We start from the raw sequence: 8,002 nt of genomic DNA, 5'->3' as shown, positions 1-8,002 counted from the left end.
CTTTGTTTGCTGTGCACTTTTTTTTGCTTTCACCAAAAAAACAAACGGCACAGGACTTTACCCATGCCGTTTCGGATTTCATTTTTATTCCTGTTCTTGTCTTTGAGCTAAACTAAATGACATTGCCACTCAGGGAGCCCTTGTTACGGTTTACGATATCAATCCGCTACATTTGATTTAACGTTATCTGTTATTAACTGCCGCAATTTCCGACTCTGCTCCACATTTCCCTTGGAGTATTTGCGTGTGTTCTCCAACTTTTTCTCCAATACCTTGCTCATGCCCTCTCGATATTCCCTATCCCGCTGTTTATAGGCGTCTGCGACTTCCTGGTAAGGGGAATCGCGAACGTCTAGGTTTGGCCGGGCAGGCTTCGCAACTTCAGGCATACGCTGAATCCGTTGTTCAACCGGCAAAATTCCGAATGGCTTTGTGGGCAGCGTTTGATACCAGTAAGCCGTGGTTGACCAGTCATCGGAAAGGTGATTGGCGTGGCCATGCTCCATGGTTACTCGGATGCTCTTATCGAAATGAATCGGGTCTACGAGATGAAAGCGATACGATACCTGATAGCCCGGCACGTCACTTTCGTGGACGATTGATCCGCAGAATGGAGCGGAAACCTTCTGCAGACCCCAGCCGTGACCGAAGTAATCCTCCATCCCGCTTCCGGCAATACTCGGCTCGGTTTCCCCGTCGATGAAGAACATGTCGTCCCCCTCGCCCCACCAGCTTTCTTCGAAATGAGTGACGGAGTGGTTGCAGCCGATATAATGTCCCTTACCCTCGGCCTCCAGCACGATGTAATTGCCCTCACCATTAATATTTGCGACACTGTTCACTTCCGGCGAGTTGGGCTGCAGGTCCGGTCCCCAGCCGTCGCAAGGGTTTTCCCGCCGCCATTGTGCGTGGAAATAAGCGGTGTCCTTGCCGAGCGGCTGACGGTACAGCTCATAATCGATATAAAAGAACAGTCCGAACGGAATATCGTTCTCATTGATGATTTCGATCCGTGCCCGACCGTTAAACGGCATAGGCAGGTAGCAATTCAAGGCGGACACGCCGCCGAACTTGTATTCTTCGCCCGGCTTCGCAGACACCGTGAAAGGCATGGATGTGAACGTCCCCGGCATGGAATGACCGACGCAGAAGAAGTCGCCGAGCGGCGCAAGCACGCTTGGATGGCTCTGATCGTCCCAGGTCATCTTGATCAGCACCTTGCGATACCACGCCGGATCGGCCGTTTCATAGGAAACGCCGAGCGCATTGTGAATCTCAAGCACCGATGCTACCATGCCGGCCTGATCCGTATCGAGAATGGCAGGGCCCAGAATTCTTCGGCAGAAGGAGGTCATCCAGATGTGTGTGATGCAGCCCGGCCCTTCTATATCAGCCAGAACGATAGATTCTCCTGCAGGAATCATCCAGTAATCCTGATTCCGTCCACTTTGATCCGAGCTAGATGCCCGCGCGGAGCGGACGTCCTTTACCTGAGTTAATTGGCCCAAAAAGTTTGATGATTGATTTAACATCTCATTTTTGCCTCCTGTGTCGATATGCTTCCTCTACGTTTTATTTCATGCCGGTAGTAGCTAGACCTTGCACATAATACTTCTGAAAGGAAGCAAAAATGATGACCATAGGCATCGTAGCAATCAATATAGCCGCGAGCACGGGTCCCCAAGGGACATTGGGCAAGTTGAAAAAGTAATTGATCCCGATCTGGATAGTCCTCATTCCGTTATCGGTAATGAGCATACTCGGCCACAAATATTCCGTCCAATGATACGTGAATTGAAGGATGGCGACTGTCGCCATAACGGGCTTGGCTAACGGTATAACAATCTGAAAGAAAGCTCTTAATGTGGATGCCCCGTCAATTCTTGCGGCTTCCTCCACTTCCTTCGGGATTCCGAAGAAAAATTGCCGAAATAAGAAAATATACAACGGCGCGGCTACGAATGGCACAATCAAACCGACATAAGAATTGATCCATCCAAGTCGATGGATAAGCAGATATAAGGGAAGATAAATGGTTTCCACAGGTACGATAATTGTGGCAAGCAGCAAAATGAAGATGAAATCCTTCAACCAGAATTCCAACTTTGCAAAAGCATATCCCGCCATAGAGTTAATGATCAGTCCAAAGAAGACAATCAAAGTGCTGTAGAACAAACTGTTAATGATATATTTCATCAATGGTACTGCCTCGAAAGCGATTAGATAGTTATCAAAATACCCGTCGTGAGGCGCTGGAGGCAATATGGCGCGAATCGACCGCATATCTCCGAAGATTTGAAGCTGATCAGGTTTGAATGTCGATGCAACCAGCCAGAGCAGCGGGTAAATAAAAATTAATGTCAGAAAAATCATAATGGCGTATCGAAGGATAGCCAGCTTGTCCGTTTGTGCATTCACGGGGTGAACCTCCTAACTCTTATCATCCTTAAGTGCAAGGCGTTGTATGACGGTTACCATCAGTACGAGCAACAGAAAGACTACAGCGATTGCTGAGCCGTATCCGAGATTTCTAAATTGAAAGCCTGACTCGTACATGTAGTAAAGCAGCGTTTTCGTAGAATCCAGCGGACCGCCCTGCGTCATAACCAACGGTTGGATAATGAGACGGAATGCCCCCATTGTAATAGTTATCAATACAAATATCATGACATTCCTTAAACCAGGCAGTGTAATATGAAGGAACTTCTGCCACATACTTGCACCGTCAATCGACGCCGCTTCGTACAGTTGCTCAGGAATATCCTTCAAACCAGCCAGGAAAATAATCATCTGATAGCCGGCACCCTGCCATACTGACATCACGATAATGGAATTCATCGCCTGATCCGGGGAGCTTAGGAACTTCAAACCTTCGAAGCCGAAAATATTAAAAATTGCATTAAACAAACCGTTATTCGGGTTGTACAGGAACGTGAACAGCAAACCCACAATAACAAGCGACATGACGACTGGACTGAAAAAAGCAGTTGTAAAAAAACGCTTGAATTTGATTTTCGGGTGAACCAACAGAGCTAGTCCGAGAGACATCGCGGTCTGTAAAGGAACCACGAATATCACAAAGTACAACGTATTCTTCAACGTTTTGTAAAACAAAGGGTCATCGGACAGACGAATGTAGTTATCGAAGCCAATGAAAGTTTTATCATTCGGCCTTAGCAAATAATAGTCCGTGAAACTGTAATAGATCATGAAACAAATCGGCACAAACAAAAATAGGGTGATACCCGTCAATGCCGGCAAGAGGAACAATAAAGATTCCCTGGATATTCGGCGCTTTGAGGAATCAGCCATTATGTTCCTTCCTCTCTTCTACGTAAATTACAGGAGCCTGCCGAACACAGGCTCCTGCCCTCATTGCTTAGCTATATTATTTCTTGAGGTACGCGATCTGCTGGTCAACTTTCTTAACCGCATCGTCTAGTACCGTTTTGACATCCTTGCCGAACGCCGCAGCACTGTATGCTTCTGCGAACGCTTTTGACAACACCGGATATACAGGAGTTCTCGGTCTGGCTTGTGCGGATTGCTTCAATTGATCAGCAACGATTTTGAATGGCTCGCTGTTGAACTTATCCATTTGAGCGAATACTGATGTACGGCTAGGAGGCATTGTGATCGCTTCAGCATGGCCCTTCACGGTGTCGGTATTCGTCATCCACTTGATAACTTCAGTTGCTTCTTTCATATTCTCGGATTGTTGCGTGACACCGTAGGACCATCCACCGGACGGAGACTTAGGCGTCTTGTAATACGGAAGCGGCATCATGCCGTATTCAAATTTCGTCTCAGCTGCAACCCATACGCCGCCGATTGCAAGCGGGGATTTCTGGTCTTGCCAATCCGTTTCACCAGGGGACGTTGTAGACAATTTCTCGGTATAGAACTTCGCGATGTTCTCGAGAACTTCAATCGTTTCCGGGGAGTTCAGGTAACCATCAGTTGTGCTTCCGTCTTCGGAGATAATATTGCTTCCATTCGACCACACGAACGGAGTAGCCATATAGGTCTGCCATTCGCCAACGCCATAGTTATCAAAGAAAGTAACGGGGAAATTTTCGCCCTTCTTCAGCTTCTTCGCGTTTTGGTAAAATTCTTCCCATGTCCATGCATCTTCAATGGATGTTGCAGGCTTGATTCCTGCATCTGCCAATGCTTTCTTATTGTAGAACAGAACAACGCCCGACTCCGTAGGAGCAAGTAGATACAATTTTCCTTCGTAGGTCCCTTGCTCAATAACGGAACCAACGAAATCTTTCAAATCCTCGTCAGTCAAATACTCATCCATCGGTGCCAGAATACCGGATTGTACATAAGCAGCAGCATTTGGACCATCGACATCTACGATGTCCGGCAACTCGTTTGCTGCAATCGCGACGTTCATACGCTCCTCATATCCGTTACTGCTTTGCCCGCGTGGAATACCTGTCAATTTAACTTTGATTTTCCCATCGTGAGCCGCATTAAACGCTTCTACGCGTTCGCGCTTGTATTTGTCTTCCGCTTCGTTGGATTCGTGTGTCCACATTTCGATCTCTACCGGATCCCCAGCTGCGGCAGGCCCCTCTTTCTCCGGTGCATTGTTTGAGGGTTTCTCCAGAGCTGAAGTGGTAGTTTGCTTTTCATTGTTGTTTCCGCAAGCGCTAACAATCAAACATAAAATGAGGATGACACTTAAAGCCACGATACCTGATTTACCCTTGCGCATTGGATTAACTCCTTCGTTTAGTTTCTGAATATAATACTTATAAATACTCAATACAAGAGACTCCCCTTACCACCACCTCAATAAATATTCGAAGTAAACGTTTACTTATGAGAAAAAATTACGCCTACCTCGCAAATTACTTAAATTTACTTCTTCATTATAAGTACTTATAAGTAAATAAATCAATACTTGTGTTTGATTTTTTCAAATATTTTATTAATCTAACTATCTATATGAAAAGTCCACTTTCCCAAGTGTTTGGAAAAGTGGACTCTCGTTTGTTGAGGATATGATTATACATCGCCCTGTGCACTTATATCTTTTTTCATAGCCTTATCCCCACTTGCAAGCTTGCGGAGTAATTGGTTGACATCCACGCCTGTCAACGCTCCCACTGTTTCCGGCATTTTGGCGAGGAGATCTGTTACGTACCCGGTTACTTTGCCCGCTCCGCCATTGGGACCGCTTCCACCCCCATCGACAATGACGATTTTCTCTGTCCTTGAGAGCGGCTCCGCGATTGCCCGCGCAATTTCCGGAAATTTCTCTACGATTAGCTCGATAACTGCTGCTTCCCCGTATTTACGAAGCGCGTCGGCGATTTTGTCTTTGGCTTCCGCTTCTGCCAATCCTTTGAGCCTAATGACATCTGCCTCCGCTGTACCTTCAGCTCGTTCCTTATCTGCATTAGCATTACCGGCAAGCCTTACGGACTCCGCTTCGGCTTTCGCTTTGGCTTCGATCTGATAACGATCCCCTTCGGCCCGCTGCTCTTGAGCGAAGCGTTCCGCCTCCGCCTGCTTCTTCACGGTTGCAACAAGCTCCTTCTCCCGTCTTTCAATTTCCTTGCTTTCCAGCTCGATCTGCTTTTCCCGTTCAATAACCTGGATTTGCATTTCCTCGGCTTTGACCGATTGCATCGTACGGGCTTCTTGGAGCTTATAGGCTTGATCCGCTTCGGCTTTCTTCATATCCTGCTCTTGCTTAAAGGCGGCTTTTTTCACTTCCATCTCTTTATGCGCCTCTGCGATATTTGTCTCGGCATTAAATTCCGCCTTTTTACCGTCTTCTAACGCCTTTGATTTAGCAACCTGTTCATCTCGGAAGGCGTTGGCTTTGGCAATTTCCGCATCCCTCCTTACAGAAGCAATCTGCGGCTGCCCAAGGGCTTCCAAATATCCGTTCTTATCTCTAACGTCGCGAATGGTGAAGGAAACGATTTGAAGTCCCATCTTGTTCAGATCGCTTGCCGCTACTTCTTGAACATTCTTAGCGAATTCCTCTCGGTTCTTATACACGTCTTCAACAGTCATCGTACCAAGGATGGACCTTAGATGGCCTTCCATGGTCTGCGTGGCAATATTTTTGAGCTCAGCATCCGGTTTACCTAGAAATTGTTCCGCAGCTGTAGCCATCGATTCCTGATCGCCTTTAATTTTGATTTGTGCGACGCCATCCACCATGACAGGAACCCCATGCACGGTATAGACTTCAGGTGTATGTACATCTAGCGTTTGTACTTGCAAGGACAAGAAGGAGGCATTTTGTAAGATAGGCCATACGAATGTGCCTCCGGCTTTGACGATTTTCATCCCGTCACTGGTCAGTGCCCCCGTTACGATCATCGCCTCATCTGCCTTAACGGTACGGTAACGAGAAGCAAAAACAACAATAAGTAAAATAATTACAATAACAATACCTACAGGTATATAGATCGTAGCATCCATGTTCATTTATAATCGCTCTCTTTCTTTATCAAGATGGCTTCTTTTTTTACAATAAACGTTCCAGCTATCTCATCCACAATCCTTACCGAAGAGCCATAGGGAATTGTAATCTCCTCCAATCCTCTTGCCGGAGCGTTATGCCTCGTTCCTCCCTGCTCATAAACGATCTCGCCAACCCTAAATCCTTCAATTGAAGTGATAACCTTTGCTTCACAGCCAATCATTGCTTTCGCTGAGAGCGCCTCTCCTTTCTGGGCGGCATGAAGGGGAAGAACGACAAGGAATAATACAACAGAAGAGACCCCTATCGCTATCAGCAAAGACAACCCTGCAACGGCAAGAGCAGGCCAACCGGTGTTATGTAACAGCATATAACCCACCCCGCCGAAAACCGTTAAGAAGGTAGCGATGATTGTCGGTGACAAGAAGGGAAGCTCTCCCGCATGAAACTCTACTCCGAATACATCACCTGCAATCGCTGAAAGAACGGCATAACCTATTCCGATGGCGAACAATACAATCAACAAGGTTTCCAAGTATGCACCCCTTTCTAGCAGGATGGTCTCTCATATGATGTAATACGTTGCTTTGTATGGAAAGTTTCCCCTTTTATGGCGACTTGTGCTGTAAACCAGCAAAGGCATCCCACATATGTTTATGGGATGCCTTTTACTAACCCTATATCTAGAAAACCTTCTTCTGCTCCCTATCAGCCTTAAGCATCTCAACCGCTTCCTTAAATCGCATGGAGTGAACAATTTCCCGTTCGCGGAGGAATTTCAAGCTATCCTGGATATCAACATCATCCGTATAATCAATAAGCCACTGATAGGTCGCTCGGGCTTTCTCCTCTGCGGCGATATCTTCGTACAGATCGGTAATTGGATCACCCTTCGCTTGGATGTACGTAGCAGTCCAAGGTACTCCTCCTGCATTCTCATAAAATAACGCACGATCATGATTGACGTAATGAGCTCCTAATCCCGCAGCCTCCAGCTGCTCTGGGGTCGCATCCTTCGTCAGCTTATAGATCATCGTTGCAATCATCTCGAGGTGCGCGAATTCCTCCGTTCCAATATCCGTTAGAAGACCGATTACTTTATCGGGAATCGAGTATCGTTGGTTTAAGTATCTTAAAGCTGCCGCAAGCTCACCATCCGCACCGCCGTATTGCTCAGTAAGGTAACGAGCCATTCGGGGATCGCATTTGCTTACCTTTACAGGATACTGCAGTTTTTTCTCATATACCCACATGTTCTGGCTCCCTCCTTAAACCTGCCATGGCCATGGACTATCTACCCACTGCCACGGGAATCGGCTATAGCTGTGACCATATTGCAATAAAGGACCATACTTCATCTCGAAGACATTCGCCTGTTGCTGACGTCGCTGAGCTAATTGGTTAAATTGCTGTACTGCCTGCATATCCGTTGGGTGAGTGTCCAAGTATAAGGTTAATTCCACCAAAGCGAAGTCGACCTTCTGAAGCTCCTCCAGCTCTCTGCGATAAACCTCATCTCCGCGAACGCTTTGCTCTTCCATTTTGTTC

The 8,002-nt window shown here is 46.7% G+C and carries 8 protein-coding genes; all 8 read right to left on the bottom strand.

What is annotated here, in order from left to right:
- Positions 1–158 precede the first annotated feature (158 nt).
- Positions 159–1,532: a glycoside hydrolase family 172 protein gene (locus ACESLK_RS03250; RefSeq protein WP_372662112.1), complete on the bottom strand. Its 1,374-nt coding sequence runs from the start codon at positions 1,530–1,532 to the stop codon at positions 159–161.
- Positions 1,533–1,572: 40 nt separating this feature from the next.
- The gene (locus ACESLK_RS03245; protein ID WP_372662109.1) at positions 1,573–2,418 is read right to left on the bottom strand and encodes a carbohydrate ABC transporter permease; all 846 of its coding nucleotides are present in this window, start codon (positions 2,416–2,418) and stop codon (positions 1,573–1,575) included.
- 12 nt (positions 2,419–2,430) lie between these two features.
- A complete protein-coding gene (locus tag ACESLK_RS03240) occupies positions 2,431–3,312 on the bottom strand; it encodes a carbohydrate ABC transporter permease (RefSeq protein WP_372662106.1) in 882 nt (293 codons plus the stop codon).
- Between the two features lie 76 nt (positions 3,313–3,388).
- On the bottom strand, positions 3,389–4,726 hold the full coding sequence (locus tag ACESLK_RS03235) for an ABC transporter substrate-binding protein (protein WP_372662103.1): 1,338 nt from the start codon (positions 4,724–4,726) through the stop codon (positions 3,389–3,391).
- Positions 4,727–5,019: 293 nt separating this feature from the next.
- Positions 5,020–6,459, bottom strand: a complete 1,440-nt coding sequence (locus ACESLK_RS03230; RefSeq protein WP_372662100.1) for a flotillin family protein — start codon at positions 6,457–6,459, stop codon at positions 5,020–5,022.
- The gene (locus ACESLK_RS03225) at positions 6,456–6,989 is read right to left on the bottom strand and encodes an NfeD family membrane protein (protein WP_372662098.1); all 534 of its coding nucleotides are present in this window, start codon (positions 6,987–6,989) and stop codon (positions 6,456–6,458) included. Before ACESLK_RS03225 ends, ACESLK_RS03230 begins: the two co-directional genes overlap by 4 nt.
- Before the next feature lie 148 nt (positions 6,990–7,137).
- Positions 7,138–7,707 (bottom strand): manganese catalase family protein, encoded by a 570-nt coding sequence (locus tag ACESLK_RS03220; RefSeq protein WP_372662094.1) that lies wholly within the window; start codon positions 7,705–7,707, stop codon positions 7,138–7,140.
- 15 nt (positions 7,708–7,722) lie between these two features.
- Positions 7,723–7,995 (bottom strand): spore coat protein CotJB, encoded by a 273-nt coding sequence (locus tag ACESLK_RS03215; RefSeq protein WP_372662163.1) that lies wholly within the window; start codon positions 7,993–7,995, stop codon positions 7,723–7,725.
- Positions 7,996–8,002: the final 7 nt, after the last annotated feature.

The sequence above is a fragment of the Cohnella sp. genome (assembly GCF_041640265.1).
In the GTDB taxonomy this organism is placed as follows: Bacteria; Bacillota; Bacilli; order Paenibacillales; family Paenibacillaceae; genus Cohnella.
This window is presented reverse-complemented; position numbering and strand designations above follow the sequence as displayed.